The sequence below is a fragment of the Mycobacterium hackensackense genome, from assembly GCF_025822555.1.
Taxonomy (GTDB): Bacteria; Actinomycetota; Actinomycetes; order Mycobacteriales; family Mycobacteriaceae; genus Mycobacterium; species Mycobacterium fluoranthenivorans.
The window spans coordinates 35,403-53,319 of sequence record NZ_JACKUC010000020.1 but is presented as its reverse complement, the minus strand read 5'-3'; the positions used below and the strand labels follow the sequence as shown (position 1 = coordinate 53,319).

Here is a 17,917-nt window from a genome sequence, read left to right as displayed (position 1 = left end):
TCAGTTCCGAACCGCGAGAAGGATTCACGTGACCGCCCCTAGCATGACCAGCGCGCCGACCTCATCTGCCGACCTCATCGACAAGGAGAGCGAGCCGGCGACCTCGACGAATTCGGCTGCAAAGAACCGTATGTCATGGCGGCAGGTGGTCGCCTATATCGTGGTGCCGCTGCTTGTGGTCGTACTCGGTGGCGTCACCGGATGGTTGAAGTGGGTGGACGGATCCTCGCGGGATGCCCGGGCGGCCGCCACCGCGTCGGTGCAGGCCGCGCTCGAGGGCACCGTCGCGCTGCTTTCCTACCAGCCGGATACCGTCGAGCAGACGCTCGGCGCCGCTCAGGCACGGCTGACGGGCGCATTCCGTGACTCCTACGCAAAGCTGATCCATGATGTGGTGATCCCCGGCGCTCGGGAGAAGAAGATCTCGGCGATCGCGAACGTCCCTGCAGCGGGCTCGATTTCGGCATCCGTCGGCCACGCAGAGGTCTTGGTCTTCGTCAACCAGACGTCGATCGTCGGTACCGATGCGCCCATCGACACCGCCTCATCGGTGCGGGTCGGTCTGGACAAGGTCGATGGGCAGTGGTTGATCTCCTCCTTCGAGCCCATCTGACCGGATCACGGCATCGTGTAGCCGCCGCTCACCGAGATCATCTGCCCGGTCACCTGGCGTGCAGCCAGCGGCGAGGAGAACCACAGCACCGCCCGAGCGACATCCTCGGCGGTCGTCAACCGGCGCATCGGAGTGTCTTTGAGCATGAACTCGATCTGGTTGGGGTTGAACACTTCATCTTCGCCCACGGCCCACAGGCTGGAGGCGCCCACGGCGTCGGCACTCTCCGGCATCACCAGGCCCGGACAGACGATGTTGGAGCGGATTCCATGGCGGCCGTGTTCGCGTGCGGTGGTACGCGCGAACGCGACCATGGCGGCCTTCGAAGCGCCGTAGATGCCCTGGCGTATCTGACCGAACGCCGCGTCGCTGGCGATGAACACCAACGCGCCACCGCCGTCGTTCTTCATCGGGCCGATGGCCGCCTGTGTGGTGGCCACCGCACTGTAGAAGTTCACCTCGATGGTGCGCTGCCATTTGTCGCGATCGGTATCGGTGGCGACGAAACCGGGCACACTCCAGCCGGCGTTGTTGACCACCACGTCGACACCACCCCAGGTGGTGACCGCCAGGCCGATGGTGTCCTCCGCGCCCCCGGGGGTCGTCAGATCGTTGATGGCCAGTTCCACTGCTGCGGCTCCGAGGTCGAGGGCCTCGTCCCGCACCTTCTTGGCCTGGGGTTCGTCGATGTCGTTCAACACGATTCGGGCGCCTTCGGCGGCGTACGCGTGCACGATTCCCCGGCCAATGTTGGAGGCGCCACCGGTCACGACGACCCGTGCTCCTGACAATCCCAGATCCATGGTGGTCCTTCTTCCTCGACGTGGCCTGTTGAATCACCGTAGCCACTTGATTTAACCTAGATTAGAAATATCGGCTAGATTTGTCTATGCCGGAGGTGTCGACGGGAGACGGGTATGGAGAAACTGCTGCAGGGCAAGGTTGCGGTGGTCACCGGCGCCGCCCAGGGGATCGGCCTCGAGATCGCGCGCACGTTGCACCAGCACGGAGCGCAGGTGGTGCTGGCCGATCTCGACGGGGACGCCACGGCCCGTGCGGCACGCGACATCGCCACCCCGGATCTCGACTGCGTCGGCGCGGTGTGCGATGTGACGGCAGAAGACCAGGTGCAGACGCTGGTGGCGAACACGTGTCGCGACTTCGGGCGCCTGGACGTGTTCGTCAACAACGCCGGTATCACGCGTGACGCCTCCCTGAAGAAGATGCAGGTCGCCGACTTCGATGCGGTCATCACGGTGCACTTGCGCGGTACCTGGCTCGGCATCCGTGAGGCTTCGGCGGTGATGCGGGAGCAGAAGTCCGGCAGCATCGTCAACATCTCGTCGCTGTCGGGCAAGTCGGGTAACCCCGGCCAGACCAACTACAGCGCCGCCAAGGCCGGAATCGTGGGCCTGACGAAGGCGGCCGCCAAAGAGGTGGCCCACCACAACGTGCGGATCAATGCGGTGCAACCCGGCCTGATCCGCACGCCGATGACCGCGGCCATGCCTCCGGATGTCTTCGCTCAACGCGAAGCCGATGTGCCGATGAAGCGTGCCGGCGAACCAGGCGAGGTGGCCGGCGCCGTCGTGTTCCTGGGCTCAGAACTGTCCAGCTACATCACCGGAACGGTGATCGAAGTGGGTGGCGGGAGGTACATGTGAAATCTGTTCTCAGCGATATCGAAGGCGGTATCGGGCGCGTCACGCTGAATCGGCCGGATCGGATGAACGCGATCAACGTCGCGCTCGCCCATGCGCTGGAGAGCGCGATCGACCAGCTCGGCGACCGTCAGGACGTCAATGTCATCGTGATCCGCGGGGCCGGCGGGAATTTCTGCGCCGGAGGCGATTTCGACGAAGTACAGAGGTTGCGCGCCGAAGGCTCCGCCGAGTTGCGGACGTTGTTCACCTCGTTCAAAGCCGCTTGTGAGGCGATCACCCGCGCGAAGGTGCCGGTCGTGGCAGCCATCGAAGGTGTGGCCATGGCCGGTGGTTTCGAGCTGATGCAGGCCGCCGACCTCGTGCTGGTCGCCGACGAGGCACGGATCGCGGACAACCACATCAACTTCGGCATGATTCCCGGCGGGGGTAGCACCGCACGCCTGCCGCGCCTGCTCGGCCGGCAGCAGGCCCTGGGGCTGCTGTTGTCCGGCGACAAGATCACCGGTTCGGCTGCCGTCCAATTGGGCTTGGCCTACAAGGGCTTTCCTGCGGAAACCTTCGACGAATCCGTCGAAACGTTCCTGGCGAAACTGGCCGGACGTGACCGCTCGGCCCTCACCACCATCAAGCGGCTGGTGATCGACGGTCTCAACAAGGATTTCGACATCGCAAACTCCGACGAGACCGATGCCGTCGTCTGGCGCATCGGCGGTCAGGCCGGCCAAGCCGGGGTATCGGCATTCAAGAACAGAGAGGTCAAGGCATGACCACAGCGATCGACGCCGCAGTATTACGAGAGGTCGCGCCCAACGGTGTCGCCAGTATCCGGCTGAACCGCCCTGGCACGTCGAACGGTCTCAACGTCGAAACCCTCAAGGCACTGCACGAGGCGGTGCTCGCCTGCCACGCCGACCCTGCGGTCACAGTGGTGCTGCTCACCGGAGCAGGCCGTAATTTCTGCGCCGGCGGTGACATTCACACCTTCGAATCCAAAGGTGAGGCTCTGCCGGATTACCTGCGCGAAGCCACCGCCTGGCTACAGCTGGCAACCGCAGCCCTCATCCAACTGCGGGTACCGGTGGTCACCGCCGTACAGGGGTTCGCGGCCGGTGGCGGCGGACTCGGACTGGTCTGCGCCTCCGATATCGTCATCGCCGCGCAGTCGGCCAAGTTCTTCTCCGGGGCCGTGCGGGTCGGGATGGCACCCGATGGCGGGTCCTCGGTCACTCTCACGCAGCTGGTGGGGTTGCGTCAGGCGTTGCGCATCCTGCTCACCAACCCCACGTTGACTGCGACCGAGGCCGCGGCGATCGGACTGATCACCGAGGTCGTCGACGACGCCGAGCTCACCGATCGCGCCGAGACCATTGCCGCCGAGCTGGCCGCGATGCCCACCAAGGCACTGTCGGCCACCAAACGGCTGGTGTGGTCGGGTGTCGGTGCCTCGATCGAGGAGCGGCTCCCGGAGGAATCGCGCACCGTCTCGGAGTTGTCCGGCACAGCCGATGCCCTGGAGGGGCTTCGCGCCGTCATCGAACGGCGAGCACCGAAGTTCACCGGGCGATGAACGTCCTCATCGAGGATGACGGTGCCGTGCGCACCCTCACCCTCAATCGCCCGCAGGTGCGCAACGCGATCGACATCCCGCTGCGGCTGGAACTGGCCGATGCCCTGGAATCGGCGGATGCCGACACCGGGGTGCGGGCGATCATCCTCACCGGTGCGGGCAGCACATTCTGCTCGGGCGGTGACATCTCCACGATGAAGCTCATGTCCGAAACCGAAGCCATGGACCGCGCGCAACTGGCACAGCGCGTGATCCGGGCCATCTGGAACACCCCGAAACCGGTCATCGCCGCGGTCGAAGGCGCCGCATTCGGTGCCGGTGCCGCGCTGGCAGCGGCCTGCGACCGCGTCGTCGCCGGCAGCGACGCCCGTTTCGCGACGACCTTCACCAACGTCGGGCTCGCCGGCGACATGGGCGCATTCGCGTCGCTGCCACGTCGGGTCGGCACGGCCCGTGCCCGGCAGATGCTGATGCTCCCGCACCCGATCGACGCACGGCTTGCCGAGAGTTGGGGGCTGGTCGACGCCACCACCGAACCCGGCGGAGCCCTGGCGGCCGCGCGCACCGACGCGCACCGGCTCGCCGCGGGACCTGCGCAGGCCTATGGCGTCATCAAGGCCCTGCTGGCCATCAGTCCCACCTTGCCCCCGATCGAGGTTCTCGATCATGAAGCCGCGCATCAGGCACGACTGTTCGGCAGCGACGACTTCGCCGAAGGCGTCGCCGCCTTCGGCGAGAAGCGGCGACCCTCGTTCGGCCCACGACAAGGAGTTCACTCATGACCTCTGTCATCGATCCCTCCGCGGACACCGGCAGCCGGTACGACCGGCTAATCCGGCCGGAGAAGGTGCACGGCACGCTCTACACCGACGCCTCGATCTACGCCGAAGAACTGGCCAAGATCTGGTACCGCACCTGGGTTTTCGTCGGCCACGAGAGTGAGGTCGCCCAGCCCAACGACTACGTGCGCAAGAAGCTCGGACCCCAGGACGTCATCATGACCAGGGACCGGGACGGCGAGGTGCACCTGCTGCTCAATCGGTGCGCTCATCGTGGCAACCAGGTGTGTGATGACGCCAAGGGCAACTCCAGCACCTTCCGTTGCCCCTACCACGGCTGGACCTTCCGAAATGACGGCGAGCTCATCGGATTTCCGTTCTTCAAGGGTTACGGCGACCGCAAGCTGGACCTCGCGATGGGGCGGGTACCGCGCGTCGACTCCTACGGCGGCTTCGTCTTCGGCAGCTTTGCACCCGACGGGCCGTCGCTGGTCGAGCATCTGGGTGCCGCCGCCGGCGAGATCGACCGGCTGACCCGGCTGTCGCCGGAGGGCCGGGTGGAACTCACCGCCGGCTGGCTTCAGCACAAGGCGCAGGCCAACTGGAAGTTGCTGGCCGAGAACGAGACCGATGGCTACCACCCCCAGTTCGTGCATGGATCCATCTTCGGCGTCACCGGCAGCACCATCGGCCCGCTCTACAGTGACTCCTCGACCGCGGTGACCCGAGACCTCGGCGGCGGACACAGCGAGAACGACCTGCGGCCGGAGTTCCGCAAGTACGCCGAGCCGATGCGCTGGTTCGGAACCACCGAATCGCGGGTGCCCCACTACGTTGCCGCGATGCGGGCCAAGTATAGGGAGGCCGCCGAGCAGATCCTCATCGAAGGCGCGCCGCACGTGATGATCTTCCCGAACCTGTTCATTGCCGAAATTCAGGTCTTCAACATCCAGCCGGTCGCGGTGGACCAGTGCGTGCAGTATGCCACCGCAGTCCAACTGGCCGGTGCGCCAGAACTAAATCGCCGCATGGTTTCTCAGTGCATCGGCTCGGTGGGACCGGCCGGCATGCTGCTCGCCGACGACACCGAGATGTATGAGCGCAATCAGCAGGGCATCGCCGCCCTGACACCCGAGTGGCTCGATGTGCGCCGGGGGATGAACCGCGAAACCGTCGACGAGAACGGATTCAAGATCGGTACCAATACCGATGAGACGGGGATGCGCGGCTTCTGGTCCCACTACAAGACGCTGATGGAAAGGGACTGAGCACCGTGACCACGTCACTGCACGGCTCGGACGTGCTCGAGGCGGCGCCCGAGGAGTTCGATCGATTCGCCGTCGAACAGTTCCTCTACCGGGAGGCGCGCTACGCGGACGAGAACAACTACGACGCGTGGGAGTCCCTGTGGACCGATGATGCGTTGTACTGGGTGCCTGCCGATTCAGGCGGATCCGACCCCACGCGTCAGATGTCGATCATCTACGACAACCGCAGCCGAATCTCGACCAGGCTCAAACAGGTGCGCACCGGGCGCCGGTACGCCCAGGCTCCGCCGTCACATCTGCGCCGGCTGATCTCCAACATCGAATTCCTCGGCGGGCGACCGAATCCCGAAGGCTCCCTCGATCTTGAGGTCGGGGCGAACTTCCTGGTCGTCGAATCGCGCCCGCGCGGCAACCACATCTGGGGCGGTCGGGTCACCTACCGACTGCGCCTCGTCGATGGGGAGATGCGGCTGGCGTACAAGAAGGTGCAGCTGGTCGACGCCGACCAGCCGGTGCCGTCACTGAGCTTCCTCATCTAAGGAGCATTCATGGGAATCCAGTTCGACGAGTCGGCACCGGTGACGATTCCGGGGGTGGGTGCTGTCATCGGCAGCGAGTTCGCCGAAGTCGCCGTGAGCATCGATGACCAGGCCAATTCTCCACGCCTGAAGTTGGTGGACCTGCGCACGGGCCGGGTGCGTTTCCTCGATGCACTCGAACTCGAGACCATCGTGTGGTTACCCGACGAGCGGCTCAACAGCCTGCTCGACCCGTCGGCCGATCGCTGGCGGGGCGACAAATGAGGCGCGCCGCCATCGTCGCGCCGCTGCGCACACCGGTGGGCACCTTCGGCGGCAGCCTGCGACCGCTGCGGGCCGAAGACCTCGCGGCGCATGTCATCAAGTCCGTGGTCGCCCAGAGCGGTATCGATCCCGAGGTCATCGAAGACGTCGTCATGGCGCAGTCCTATGCCAACTCCGAGGCCCCATGTATCGGTCGGTGGGCGGCCCTGCACGCCGGATTGCCGATCACCGTCTCCGGCCTGCAGATCGACCGCCGCTGTGGTGGTGGACTGCAAGCCGTCATCACGGCAGCGATGACGGTGCAGACCGGTGCCGCCGATGTCGTCCTGGCCGGTGGTGTGGAATCGATGAGCAATATCGAGCACTACACCACCACCGCCCGGTGGGGCTCGCGGTCCGGTAACCAGATGCTCTATGACCGCCTGGACCGCGGACGTGAAATGTCGCAGCCGGTATGGCGGTTCGGTCCCATCTGCGGAATGATCGAAACCGCGGAGAATCTCGCCACCGATTACGGTATCGACAGGTCGACTGCGGACGAGTTCGCGGTGCGAAGCCATCGACGCGCCGTCGCAGCACAGGACAACGGCCGCTTCGACGACGAACTCGTCAGCGTGGAGGTGCCTCAGCGGCGCGGTGATCCGATCGTGGTGGTCGCCGACGAGGGCGTGCGGCCCGACACCACCATCGACACCCTGGCGCGACTGCGCACGGTCCAGCCGGGTGGCACGGTCACCGCGGGGAACGCCGCCCAACAGAACGATGCCGCCGCCGCGTGTCTCGTCGTGGCCGAGGATCGGCTGGAGTCGCTGGGCCTGGAACCGATCGGTTTCCTGGAAGGCTGGGCCGCCGTTGGTTGCGAGCCCTCCCGGATGGGTATCGGGCCGGTCGGCGCGGTCGAGAAGCTTTTCAGCCGAACGGGTTTGACCTTTGATGACCTCGCGTTGATCGAGATCAACGAGGCCTTCGCCGTCCAGGTGCTGGCGGTGCTGTCCGGGTGGGGGCTCAAGCCGGCCGATGTCGAGGACCGATTGAACGTGAACGGTTCGGGCATCTCGCTCGGCCACCCGATCGGGGCGACCGGCGTGCGCATCCTGGCCACCATGCTCCACGAACTTCGGCGCCGCGGTGGGGGGCTGGCCCTGGAGACGATGTGCATCGGCGGCGGGCAGGGGATCGCTGCCGTGTTCAGGGGGGCATCGTGACGTTCGGATTGCTGCGGTACGGCAGCTACCTACCCCGTCATCGACTGAGTGCAGCCGATATCGGCCTGCGCAGGGGCGACCGGGTGGTCGCCTCGTACGACGAAGACTCGACCACCATGGCCGTCAGCGCTGCCGGCCTGGTGGTGGAGCCAGGTGCGCACCCGGGGGCGCTCTACCTGGCCACCACCACGCCCGCCTACGCCGACAAGACGAACGCGAGTGCGGTGCACGCGGCACTCGGTCTGCCCACCGACGTGTTGGCCGCCGATCTGGGCGGTACGGCCCGCAGTGCCATCGCCGGATTGCTTGCCTGCGCGCGGGGTGGGGGACTGGTCATCGCCGCCGACGTGCGCGTCGGCAAACCGGGGTCGGCCGACGAGAAGACCGGCGGCGATGGCGCGGCGGCCCTGTGGTTCGGCGACGGTGACCCCATCGCCGAGATTCTCGTAGCCCGTTCGCAGACCGACGAGTTCCTGGACCGGTGGCGGGATCCGGCGTCTCCCACCGGGTACCAGTGGGAGGAACGGTTCGGGGCCGAGCGCTACAGCGCGTTGATCCGGTCGACCGCGCGCGAGGCGCTGGATGCGGCCGGCCTGGCCGATGCCGATCACGTCGTCCTCGCCTGCCCGAACACGGCTGTGGTCAAGCGCGCCGCCACCTTGGTCAAAGGCCAGAAATCGGTCATCACCTCGCCCGTCGGGCACACCGGTGCCGCCGATCCGCTCATCGCCCTGGCCGGCGCCCTCGACACCGCCGAACCGGGCGAGAGCATCTTGCTTCTGTCGGCCGTGGACGGCTGTGACGCCGTCGTCTTCCGCACCACTGCCACGCTCACCGGGGCTCGTCAGCGCACAGCGCTCAGCGCGCAGCGCGGTGGCGGACTCCCGGTGCCGCACCTGACCTACCTGTCGTGGCGCGGACTCGTCGAACGGGAATCGCCTCGCAGGCCCGAACCTGATCGGGCTGCTGCGCCACCGGCCGCACGATCGCAGCGGTGGAAGTTCGGATTCACCGGATCACGCTGCACGCACTGCGGTTTCAGTCATCTGCCGCCGACGCGGGTGTGCCGATCGTGTGCCGCGGTGGACGATATGGTTGACGTCGCGGCCGGGCAGCTGGCCGGTACGGTCGTCACCTACACGGTGGACAGGCTGGCGTTCTCGCCGTCGCCGCCGATGGTGCAAGCCGTGATCGACATCGACGGCGGCGGACGGTGCACCCTGGAGGTGGCCGACGCCCGACCCTCGGAGTTGAAGGTCGGCAGCCGGGTTCGGTTCTCCTTCCGGCGGCTGTTCACCGCCGGCGGTGTGCACGACTACTTCTGGAAGGCGGTGCAGGACAGTGCCGAGTAACGGAATCGCAGGCAAGGTCGCGGTCGTGTCCATGGGCTGCAGCAAGTTCGGCGAACGCTGGGACGCCTCCACCGATGACCTCATCCTCGAGGCCTACCAGGAGTGCCTTGCCGGTGTGCCCCAAGTCGGTCGTGCGGATGTGGACGCCTACTGGCTCGGCACGCTGAGCTCGGGGCTGGGCGGTCTGACCCTGAGCCGCGCGATCGGTAGTGACGACAAACCGGTCACCCGTGTCGAGAACTTCTGCGCCACCGGTTCGGAGGCATTCCGCAACGCGTGCTACGCCGTCGCCGCGGGCGCCTACGACATCGTGATGGCAGTGGGTGTGGAGAAGCTCAAGGACTCGGGCTATTCGGGGCTGTTACGGCAGGACCCGCCGGGCGACGGTACCGCGCCGGAGATCTCGATGACCGCGCCGGCCGCTTTCTCGCTGCTCGATCCCGCCTATTGCGACCGCTACGGGGTGCACCCCGACGAGATGCGGGCCGCGATGACACACGTCGCCTGGAAGAACCACGACAACGGCACGCGAAACCCGAAGGCCCAGTTCCGTTCCCCAGTGGCCCGCGAGACCATTGACGGTGCCCCGAAGGTGGCCGGCCGCCTCGGGGTGTTCGACTGTTCCGGCGTGTCCGACGGGGCGGCCTGCGCCCTGATCGTCTCCGCCGAGCGGGCGCACGAGTTCACCGACACACCCATGTACGTCGAGGCGCTGTCGCTGATCGCGGGATCGACGCGTGGATCGATGGACTCGGCGTACGACTACACGACGTTTCCCGAGGTGGTGAAGGCGGCCAAAGATGCCTACGCCCAGGCGGGAATCGAGCGTCCGGCCGAGCAGTTGTCGCTGGCCGAGGTGCACGACTGCTTCACACCGACCGAGATCGTGTTGATGGAGGATCTCGGGTTCTCCGACACCGGGCAGGCCTGGAAGGACGTGCTGGCTGGCGAATTCGACGCGGGTGGACGGCTGCCGGTCAATCCCGACGGCGGGTTGAAGTCGTTCGGTCACCCGGTGGGCGCCAGTGGATTGCGCATGCTCTACGAGGCGTGGCTGCAATTCCGTGGACAAGCCGGCGAACGACAGCTGGCCGATCCACACACCGCGCTGACGCACAATCTGGGCGGGCGGCCCGGTGGGTGCGTGTCGTTCGTCTCGGTGGTGTCACGGGAGCCACGCCGGCTCCAGTAGTGGCCGGCGCGCTGCGGCTGCCTTGACGCGAGACTTTTTTCTAACCTAGATTCAATCGCAAAGCACAGTTAACGGAGGAGCTCAAGTGTCGGGTGTTCAAGACAAGGTTGTTGTTGTCACGGGTGCGGGAAACGGCTTGGGGCGCTCGTACGCCCGGTTCCTGGCGGCCAACGGCGCACTCGTCGTCGTCAATGACCTCGGTGGCGCTCGGGACGGCTCCGGCGCGGGAACCCAGGCCGCCGACACCGTGGTCGAGGAGATCCGCAGCGCCGGCGGAAAGGCAGTGGCGAGCTACGATTCCGTGGCCGATGAAAGTGGTGCGGCGGCGATCATCGATACCGCGCTCAACGAGTTCGGCGCGGTGCACGGCGTGGTGAGCAACGCCGGCATCCTGCGCGATGGTGCCTTCCACAAGATGACGGCAGACAGCTGGGACGCCGTGCAGAAGGTGCACCTCTACGGTGGTTTCAACGTGATCCGTGCCGCGTGGCCGCACTTCCGCGAGCAGAAGTTCGGCCGGATCGTCGTCGCGACTTCCACCAGCGGCCTGTACGGCAACTTCGGCCAGGCGAACTACGCGGCAGCCAAGGCCGGTCTGGTCGGTCTGATCAACACGTTGGCGATCGAAGGCGCGAAGTACTCCATCACCGCGAACGCCATTGCGCCCATGGCAGCGACCCGGATGACTGCCGACATCGCCCCGCAGGAGTTGTTGGACAAGCTGAATCCCGAACTCGTCGCTCCGGCGGTCGGCTATCTGGTATCCGCCGAGAACGAGGACACCGCATCGGTGTTCGTCGTCGGCGGCGGCCTGGTGCAGCGCGTGGCGCAGTTCCAGAACGACGGCGTCACCTTCACCGCCCAGCCCAGCCTGGCGGAGATCACGGCGAAGTGGTCGCAGATCAGCGATATGTCCGACGCCAAGCTCGGCAGCAACCCCGTCTGAGCGACGCCATGAGATCTGCGCCGGCGTACCGGGAGGGCGATCGCTCGGTGCCGCTCATCGACGATTCGGTGGGTGGGCTGCTCGCGGCGCGAGCCGCAGATCACCCGGACACCGAAGCCGTGATCGGCGTCCGGCACGGTACCGGTGATATCGAACGACTCACGTATGCCGCCCTTTTCGGCGAAGCGTGTCGAGTGGCAGCGGCGCTGTCGACGTTGGTGGAGCCCGGTCAGTACGTGGCCTTGTGGGCCCCCAACGTCATCGAATGGACCGTGATCCAGTACGGCGCCGCGCTGGCCGGCGTCGTACTGGTCGCGCTCAACCCGGTGCTGCGCGATGACGAACTCGACTACGCGTTGCGGCACAGCCGCGCGCGTGTGTTGCTGCACGCCGATGTCAGCCGCGGGTACGCGATGGGTGAAGTCGCAGCGCGGGTGTGCGCGGATATCCCTGGTCTGCGGCGGATCTCGCTGTCAGAACGTGAGGTGTGGCTGGCCCCGGCGGCAGCAGCCTCGGCACCCGAGATCAGTGCTGACTCGCCGGTCATGCTGCAGTACACCTCGGGTACCACCGGTCGCCCCAAGGGTGTGCTGTTGACCCACCGGGCCCTGGTCAACGTGGCCAAACTGACGATGGAAGCCACGGGGGCGCCCCCCAAGGCGCGGTGTTTCAACCCGTTGCCGTTGTTCCACACGGCGGGGTGTGTCATCGCCACCCTGGGGCCGCTCTGGTTGGCGGGCACCTCGGTATTGTGCGAGCGTTTCGCCGCCGACGAGGCGCTGGAAGCGATGCGCCGGGAGAACGTCTCGGTGCTCTTCTACGTGCCGACGGTGCTGCACGCCCTGTTGCGGCGGCAGCGTGAGATCGGCACGCCCGCACCGCAGTTGAGCGTCATCATGGGTGGGGCCTCGAATGTCGCCGCCGATCTGATCGACGGTGCCGCCTCGGTCTTCGGGGCGCACGTGTACAACCTGTTCGGCCAGACCGAACTCGCGCCGGTGCTGTCGCTCACCCGTCCGGGGGACAGTCCGCAGGATCAGCTGAACACGGTGGGGCGGCAACTACCCCACCTGGACTGCAAGATCATCGATCCCGACACCGGTGCCACCGTCGGGGTCGGCGAGGTAGGGGAGATCTGTGCGCGCGGGTATCAGCAGTTCGTCGAGTACCTGCACGATCCGGAGGCGACCGCACGTGCCCTCGACCCGGACGGGTTCGTGCGCACCGGTGACCTGGGTGCCATGGACCATCGTGGTTACCTCACCGTGACGGGCAGGCTGAAGGAGCTGATCATCCGCGGTGGTGAGAACATCTCACCCGCCGACGTGGAGTCCATCATCGCCGACCACGACGAGATCATCGACGTGGTTGCCGTGGGACTTCCCGATGAGCGGATGGGTGAGATCGTCGCGGTGGCATGCCGGGTGGCCCCGGGGAACCGAGAAGGTCTGCGGGATCGCCTGGTCGATCATGTCCGCGCCCGGATGCCCTCCTACAAGGTGCCGGCCCGGTGGTTCCTTGCCGACGATTTCCCGCGGACGCCGACGGGTAAGGTGCAGCGGTTTGCCTTGCGTGACGCCATTCTCGAGCACGAACTGCACGAGCTGTGACCGTGCGGCCGTCGATCGGGGCACGTCGTCAGGTGCTGCGCCACAGGTTTCCCGCATGGCAGCCGGTGAGTCTGGCCGGTTGGCTCGACGCGTGCGCCGATCGGTACCCGTCGCGGCCGTTTGTGCTTGCCGACTCGGCAACGATGACCTATCGCGAGGTCGCCGAGGAATCCCGCAGACTCGCCGCCGGTTTGTCCGCGCTGGGTGTGCGGGCCGGCGACCGGGTGGGCATGCTGATGGCCAACTATCCCGAGTTCGTGAGTGTGAAGTTCGCGATCGCACGCGTCGGGGCGATCGCCGTACCGTTCAACTACCTCTACCGTGAGAACGAATTGGCCTTCGTACTGGCTGATTCCGGCTGCCGCGTGCTGGTCACCATGACGGAGTTCGGGTCATTGGAATATCAGCACATGCTCGACACCATCGTGCCCGGCTGGCACTCGCCGGGATTCGCCGACCGGGATGCCGGGGCGGACGGTCTGCCGGAGCTGCGCCGGGTCGTCGTTCTCGATACCGGGGGTGAACCTCGGCGCGGTGCGCTGTCGGTGCGGTCGCTGGCGGATCTCGGAGGTGACTGCCACGCCGCATCGCCGATCCAGGCCGTGGACCCGCTGTCTGCCGGTGACATGCTCTACACCTCGGGTACCACCGGCGCCCCGAAAGGCGTCGTGGTGACCCACGATGCGGTGCTGCGCACCGCCTACGCATCCGCCCTCACCCGCGCGTATGAAGACGGACGTCGAATCCTGTATTCGCTGCCCTGCTACCACATGTTCGGTTATGTCGAAGGCTTGTTGTCGGTGATGTTCGTCGGGGGAGCGGTGATCCTGCAGCCGACGTTCAGCGCAGAGGGCTACTTCCGGGGTATCTCCGAGCATCGCGCCACCGATCTTCTCTGTGTGCCGACCATGGCGGTCGCCATGGTGGAAAGCCCGCTACGCGGGGACTACGACCTGAGCTCACTCCAGGCCGTCCTGTGCGGGTCCGCGCCCGCTCCACGATGGCTGTGGCCACAGGTCACGCGAGATTTCGGTGTCACCGAGATCGTCACCGGCTACGGCATGACCGAATGTGGCGGGGCCATGACACTCACCCTGCCCGAGGATTCGCTCGACGTGCTCTGCGGGACGGTGGGCACGCCGAAGCTGGCTGGTGCGGCCGGTGTGCCCGGGTCCGACGCGCTCGTGATCTATCGCGCGGTCGATCCCGAGACCGGCGAGACGATGCCGGCCGGGATCGAAGGTGAGCTGCTCTCCTCCGGGCCGACCACCATGCTCGGGTACTGGAATCGCCCGGAGGACACCGCACGCACCCTTCGCGACGGGTGGCTGCACTCGGGTGACCTGGGATGTGTCGACGCCGACGGCTACCTCCAGGTCACCGGCCGGAGCAAAGAGCTCTACAAAAGTGGTGGCGAACTGGTCATGCCCAAGGAGATCGAAGACCTGCTGGCCGGGCACCCCGGCATCAGCCAGGTCTTCGCCGTGGGACTCTGCGATGAACGGTGGGGCGAGATCGGCTGTGCCGTGGTGGTTCCGGCTCCCGGCTGGCAGCTCACCGAGCAGGATGTGCTCGCTCTGTGCCGGGAGAAGCTGGCGCGGTTCAAAGTCCCGAAACGCGTCGTGTTCTACCGCGCGCAGGACCTACCCACCACACCCACGGGCAAGGTGCAGAAGTACCGCCTGGTGCAACAGTTGACCACCCTGCAGGCGGGTACGGCGCGACGCTAACGCACGGCGAAGTGACGGACGCCGTCCACCACTGAACACGTCACCACATTGCGCACCTCGAGCAAGTCCAGATGAGATTGCACCTCAAGCACGGCGGTCATGCGGTGCACGATTTCCAACTCGTCGAGCGTCCGTTCGCGCCGGGTCCACCGCATCTCCGAGGCCACCTGCAGCGCCGTCGAACTTCCGGCCACGACCAGATCGCCGATCTGGCGCAGTCGGGTCTCGTGGTGCTCGAGCAGCTCCTGCGCACGGGCATGCGTGGTCCGTGCGGTCGTGCCATGCGCGGGCAACATCCGGGCATCGGGCAGTCGCAACACCAGGTTCAGTGAGTCGATATAGGAGCGCAGCGGGAGTTTCCCGGGCGCTCGTTCGAACGCGATCGATGGCGTGATGCGGGGCAGGAGATGGTCTCCGGTGAAGATCACACCCTGGTGGGTGTCCTCGAAGACGATGTGCCCCCGAGTATGACCGGGTGTTGCACGCACGACGATCTGCGTGATGCCGCAGTCGATCACGTCACCGTCGTCGAGCCAGCGATCCGGCGGGGCGAACGCCACATCCCGTTCGTAGGGTTCCCAGTCCAGAGAGTCGATTTCGGCGGCGAGATCGGGTGCGCCGGCTTCTCTTAGTATGCCCACCTGATGGGGGTGGACGACGTCGGGCTGCGCCAAGAAGGCCGCGATGCTGTGTTGCTCCTCGCGGCCCAGCAGCAGTTCGATGCCGTATTGATCGCGCCACTTCACACCGAGTGAGTAGTGATCCCAGTGCTGATGGGTCGCCACGATGCGCCGTACGTCCCGCGCGCAATATCCGAGGCTGTCCAGTGCGCCGAGGAGGATCGTCTCGGATTGCGGATAGGCCCACCCCGGATCGATCAGGGTCACCCCGTCTGGCGATTGCACGGCATAGGAATTCACCACCTGTAGGTCGGGTAGGGGCAGTGGCAACGCGACACACGTGACGCTATCGGTGACCTTCTCCATGCTCGTGCTCATCTCGGCGGATGACTGTGACATGTGCGTTGCTCCCGTTCTGCTGTGCTGTATAAAATTTAACAGCAACTAGAAAAGTATGTTAGCGTGGCGATATAGGCGTGATGAACCCCGCTATGGGCGGTCTAGGCCGCATTCGAAAAAATATTGTCAGCGCGCAGGAGGGCGGCAGCGATGGTCATCAGATCGCCGCACCGGCCGCGTGTGTCGGCATACGATCGGCCGGTCTCGGGGCGGCCACGCGTGTTGGCGAGTTGGCTGGCCGACAACGGCGAGGCGCCGCAGGGGCCCGTCACGGTGACCCAGATGGGTCTCGGCTGCACGAACGCGACGTGGCTGGTCACCGATCAAGCCAGGCGGCAGTGGGTGTTGCGTGAGCGGATCAATCCCGACCCGCGCTCCTTCGACCGCGAAGCGACGTTGCTGACGCGGTTGCGGGCCGCCGGCCGGCCGGTTCCGGAGGTCGTCGGCCACGGCCAACAACGCGGCAGGCACTTCATGGTGCTGCGTTTCGTGCCCGGTGTGGTCATCGACGACGAGATCCAGGCGTCGCGTCTGAACGCGGCTCAGCGTCGGCGGCTGGGCGAGAGCATCATCGACACGCTGGCCGGCTTGCACACCGTGGATCCGCGGGTCATCGGACTGCCGGTGTTCGGCTCGTCGCACCTGGATCGACAGATCGCCGCGGTATCGGATGTCTGGATGTCCTCGGGCACCAGCAGTGTGCACGATTCGGCCTGGTGCGCCCTGCGCACCAGACTGCTCACCCGCAGGCCGATGCGGGAGTCCCGGGCCCGGGTGGTGCACGGCGACTACCGGCTCGCCAACATCGTGACCCGAGAGGACGCGCAGGTCCTCACGGTTGTGGACTGGGAGCGTTGCACGGCCGGGAATCCGCTGATGGATCTGGCGTGGCTGCTCAACAGCTGGCGTGCACCGCGTGAGCCGATCGGCTGCCCGCTCAGTCCCACGCGGATCGGCGGATTCTCGTCACGAGAGGAACTGGCCGGATTCTATGCCGACCGGACCGACATCGACCTGCACGAGGTGACCTTCTATCGGGCACTGGCCTACTGGACCTCGGCGACGCTTCTGCAGGCGGCCGAAACCCGGCGCCGCGCCGATGCGTCGCGTCAGCTGCTGGGAAACGTCGACGAGGAGATCACCTTCAGCCTCATCGAGGCTGCTTCGCTGTTGAGGAGACCAACGTGGTAGTGGCGCAGGACGATTACACCCACGTGGTCGGGCCGGAGCACGATTTCAACGAGTCGATGTACTTCGAGTTCCACGATCCGGCGACCGGTCTCGGTGGGTTTCTGCGACTCGCGAATCGGCCGAACGAAGGCATCGGGGAGCGCACGGTTTGCCTCTACCTTCCGGGTGGGGCGGTCGGCTTCGGATTCGATCGCCCGGCCGTGACCACCAATGCCGCGATGAACGCCGGTGGCCTGGTGGTCGAGGTGGTGCAGCCCATGGCGGAGATTGGAATTCGGTTCACCGGTGAGGTCTCCGTGTTGGCCGACCCGCGGGTGATGCGCGATCCGAAGTCGGCGTTGAGCTCAAGCCCGCTGGTGTCAGCGCAGATTCAGCTGCGATACCGCGCCATCGCCGCACCGCATGAGCAGACATTCGAGTCCGCAGGTCAGTCCTTCGCCCCGAACCACTACGAACAACTCTGTGCGGTGACCGGTCGTCTGGAGATCGGGGCACACACCTACGAGGTGCAGGGGCATGGCCTGCGCGATCACTCCTGGGGGCCGCGGTCGTGGCAAGCCCCCTGGTTCTACCGCTGGCTGCATGGGTGCACCACCGAATTCGGTTTCATGGCTGCGTATTTCGGCGATGAAGATGGCAGTAGCCGGTGCGGGGGATTTGTCTTCGACGGTGCCGACGTGCACCGCTGCGACGACGTCACCATCACCACCGCGCGCGACCAGGACGGTTTTCAGCAGCGCATCGACGTCACCCTCGTTGCCGGGGAGCGGCGTTGGCGACTGCGCGGTGAGGCGCTGTCCTCGGTCCCACTCAGACATCGCAGTGCCGATGGATCGGCGAGTACCCGCATCGTCGAATCCGCCATCCGTTGGCATCGCGACGGTGATGGCGAACTGTACGGAATGGCCGAGTACCTCGACCAGATACACGACGGACAACCCGTCGGAAAGCACGTCTAAAGAAAGGATCCCTCACGGC

The 17,917-nt window shown here is 66.1% G+C and carries 18 protein-coding genes; 16 read left to right on the top strand and 2 right to left on the bottom strand.

Going from position 1 to position 17,917, the window contains the following annotated elements; all coding sequences use genetic code 11:
* Positions 1-28 precede the first annotated feature (28 nt).
* Entirely contained in the window at positions 29-613 is a 585-nt protein-coding gene (locus H7J86_RS00435) for a hypothetical protein (protein WP_267288683.1), read from the top strand.
* 5 nt (positions 614-618) lie between these two features.
* Here the strand turns inward: H7J86_RS00435 and H7J86_RS00430 are convergent, their stop codons facing one another.
* Positions 619-1,416, bottom strand: coding sequence for an SDR family NAD(P)-dependent oxidoreductase (locus H7J86_RS00430; RefSeq protein WP_090364157.1), 798 nt, complete (start codon positions 1,414-1,416; stop codon positions 619-621).
* Between the two features lie 114 nt (positions 1,417-1,530).
* Between H7J86_RS00430 and fabG the strand changes: the two genes are divergently transcribed.
* From fabG to H7J86_RS00365, 13 genes are all read left to right on the top strand, one after another.
* On the top strand, positions 1,531-2,277 hold the full coding sequence (gene fabG / locus H7J86_RS00425) for a 3-oxoacyl-ACP reductase FabG (RefSeq protein WP_267288682.1): 747 nt from the start codon (positions 1,531-1,533) through the stop codon (positions 2,275-2,277).
* Entirely contained in the window at positions 2,274-3,044 is a 771-nt protein-coding gene (locus H7J86_RS00420) for an enoyl-CoA hydratase/isomerase family protein (protein ID WP_267288680.1), read from the top strand. The genes fabG and H7J86_RS00420 overlap by 4 nt, the downstream gene beginning before the upstream one ends.
* A complete protein-coding gene (locus tag H7J86_RS00415) occupies positions 3,041-3,844 on the top strand; it encodes an enoyl-CoA hydratase/isomerase family protein (protein ID WP_090364163.1) in 804 nt (267 codons plus the stop codon). The genes H7J86_RS00420 and H7J86_RS00415 overlap by 4 nt, the downstream gene beginning before the upstream one ends.
* The gene (locus H7J86_RS00410; protein ID WP_267288678.1) at positions 3,841-4,626 is read left to right on the top strand and encodes an enoyl-CoA hydratase/isomerase family protein; all 786 of its coding nucleotides are present in this window, start codon (positions 3,841-3,843) and stop codon (positions 4,624-4,626) included. Before H7J86_RS00415 ends, H7J86_RS00410 begins: the two co-directional genes overlap by 4 nt.
* Positions 4,623-5,891, top strand: coding sequence for an aromatic ring-hydroxylating oxygenase subunit alpha (locus tag H7J86_RS00405; RefSeq protein WP_267288676.1), 1,269 nt, complete (start codon positions 4,623-4,625; stop codon positions 5,889-5,891). The genes H7J86_RS00410 and H7J86_RS00405 overlap by 4 nt, the downstream gene beginning before the upstream one ends.
* Positions 5,892-5,908: 17 nt before the next feature.
* Positions 5,909-6,430 (top strand): aromatic-ring-hydroxylating dioxygenase subunit beta, encoded by a 522-nt coding sequence (locus H7J86_RS00400; protein WP_235633117.1) that lies wholly within the window; start codon positions 5,909-5,911, stop codon positions 6,428-6,430.
* A gap of 9 nt (positions 6,431-6,439) precedes the next feature.
* Complete coding sequence (locus H7J86_RS00395) at positions 6,440-6,694, top strand: hypothetical protein (RefSeq protein WP_167162663.1); 255 nt, start codon at positions 6,440-6,442, stop codon at positions 6,692-6,694.
* Positions 6,691-7,899 carry an acetyl-CoA C-acetyltransferase gene (locus H7J86_RS00390; protein WP_267288674.1) on the top strand — a complete coding sequence of 403 codons (1,209 nt, stop codon included), beginning with the start codon at positions 6,691-6,693 and terminating at the stop codon, positions 7,897-7,899. The genes H7J86_RS00395 and H7J86_RS00390 overlap by 4 nt, the downstream gene beginning before the upstream one ends.
* Positions 7,896-9,251 carry an OB-fold domain-containing protein gene (locus H7J86_RS00385; protein ID WP_267288672.1) on the top strand — a complete coding sequence of 452 codons (1,356 nt, stop codon included), beginning with the start codon at positions 7,896-7,898 and terminating at the stop codon, positions 9,249-9,251. Before H7J86_RS00390 ends, H7J86_RS00385 begins: the two co-directional genes overlap by 4 nt.
* The gene (locus H7J86_RS00380; RefSeq protein WP_267288670.1) at positions 9,241-10,443 is read left to right on the top strand and encodes an acetyl-CoA acetyltransferase; all 1,203 of its coding nucleotides are present in this window, start codon (positions 9,241-9,243) and stop codon (positions 10,441-10,443) included. Before H7J86_RS00385 ends, H7J86_RS00380 begins: the two co-directional genes overlap by 11 nt.
* A gap of 85 nt (positions 10,444-10,528) precedes the next feature.
* Complete coding sequence (locus H7J86_RS00375; protein WP_167162670.1) at positions 10,529-11,389, top strand: SDR family oxidoreductase; 861 nt, start codon at positions 10,529-10,531, stop codon at positions 11,387-11,389.
* 8 nt (positions 11,390-11,397) lie between these two features.
* Entirely contained in the window at positions 11,398-12,999 is a 1,602-nt protein-coding gene (locus H7J86_RS00370; RefSeq protein WP_267288668.1) for a class I adenylate-forming enzyme family protein, read from the top strand.
* Positions 12,996-14,729, top strand: a complete 1,734-nt coding sequence (locus H7J86_RS00365; RefSeq protein WP_267288666.1) for a class I adenylate-forming enzyme family protein — start codon at positions 12,996-12,998, stop codon at positions 14,727-14,729. The genes H7J86_RS00370 and H7J86_RS00365 overlap by 4 nt, the downstream gene beginning before the upstream one ends.
* Here the strand turns inward: H7J86_RS00365 and H7J86_RS00360 are convergent.
* Positions 14,726-15,748, bottom strand: a complete 1,023-nt coding sequence (locus tag H7J86_RS00360; protein WP_267288664.1) for an MBL fold metallo-hydrolase — start codon at positions 15,746-15,748, stop codon at positions 14,726-14,728. The two genes, H7J86_RS00365 and H7J86_RS00360, sit on opposite strands and share 4 nt — an antisense overlap.
* A gap of 219 nt (positions 15,749-15,967) precedes the next feature.
* Here H7J86_RS00360 and H7J86_RS00355 point away from each other — a divergent pair, with 219 nt between their 5' ends.
* Positions 15,968-16,939 carry a phosphotransferase family protein gene (locus H7J86_RS00355; RefSeq protein WP_267288662.1) on the top strand — a complete coding sequence of 324 codons (972 nt, stop codon included), beginning with the start codon at positions 15,968-15,970 and terminating at the stop codon, positions 16,937-16,939.
* Entirely contained in the window at positions 16,933-17,898 is a 966-nt protein-coding gene (locus tag H7J86_RS00350; RefSeq protein WP_267288660.1) for a DUF7064 domain-containing protein, read from the top strand. The genes H7J86_RS00355 and H7J86_RS00350 overlap by 7 nt, the downstream gene beginning before the upstream one ends.
* Positions 17,899-17,917: the final 19 nt, after the last annotated feature.